Annotated in this window: 1 protein-coding gene and 1 pseudogene; both read right to left on the bottom strand. The window is 66.7% G+C overall.

Going from position 1 to position 1214, the window contains the following annotated elements:
- Positions 1–672: pseudogene (locus LQV45_RS35760) on the bottom strand (hypothetical protein); the annotation flags it as partial.
- A gap of 283 nt (positions 673–955) precedes the next feature.
- Positions 956–1214: phosphoribosylglycinamide formyltransferase (locus LQV45_RS33895; protein WP_290370409.1), on the bottom strand; the 259-nt coding region annotated here is incomplete at its 5' end.

Raw genomic sequence — 1214 nt, forward strand, 5'->3', positions numbered from 1 at the left:
GCCCCTCTCGCCCTTCGCCCCTGCAGGGCCGACCGGTCCGATGGCACCCATGGGTCCGGCAGCACCGGTGGCACCCGTATCGCCCTGAAGTCCGGGAGCCCCGGCAGCGCCCGTGGCACCGGTGTCCCCCTTGTCACCGGTATCACCCTTCTCACCCTGGACGCCTTGGGCACCCGTCTCGCCTGTGGCACCTACGGCACCCGTCTCACCTGTGGCACCGGTATCGCCCGTGTCGCCGGTGTCACCCTTCTCGCCCTGGGCACCCGTTTCACCAGTGGCGCCCGTTGCACCCGTCTCGCCCGTAGCACCGGTCTCGCCTGTGGCGCCCGTTTCACCGGTGGCCCCCGTGGCACCGGTCCCGCCCGTGGCGCCGGTGTCGCCCTTCAACCCGGGCAGTCCCTGGATCCCCTGGGCACCGGCGATGCCCTGCATGCCCTGGATGCCTTGGGCGTTCCAGGAGATTGCGGTTTCCTTCTTGGAATCGCACGAGGCGCCCGCGGGGAGTACCCGAAGCTCACCGCCGTTGTTGTTGTTGAAGCACCCCTTGATTTCGCCTGTTCCCGACGTTGGAGTGGCGGCGATGGCAGCAGAAACGGCGCCCGTTCCGAGAACGAGCGCCGCAGTGAGACACAGGACTTTTGGACTTGTTTTGGCAAGGCTGAATCGAGACATGAAGAACCCCCGGAGATGCGACGAATGAATGAGACTGCGTCAGACTATTGCCCATTTCACTACTTGCATCGGCTCGGAAATACCTGTCTTTGGCCCTGCAGTACCTGACTTTCGGACCGAGTACTCACTTTTGCGGGTCCGACCACTTGGTTTGGCCGCGAAGGCCGCTACGCGCCCACCACTCGATGCTCTATCACTCCGGGCTGTTCTGGGCGCTGATGGCCACCTCAAGTGATAGCGCATCGGGGAAACCCGGCAGCGCGGGAATCAGGCAGCGGGGAAATCAGGCGGGGGTGTGGGCCGCGGCAAGGGAAGCGAGCGTGGAGACCAGGAGCCGGCGTTCCACCACCTTGATGCGTTCGTGCAGGGATTCCTCGCTCTCGCCGTCCCCGACCGCCACGGCTTCCTGCGCGATGATGGGGCCCGTGTCCACCCCGGCGTCGGCCCAGTGCACCGTGCAGCCGGTGACCTTCACGCCGTAGGCCAGCGCGTCGCGGACACCGTGGGCGCCGGGGAAGGACGGCAGCAGCGCCGGGTGGGTG

This window comes from Microbacterium sp. Bi128 (assembly GCF_918698205.1).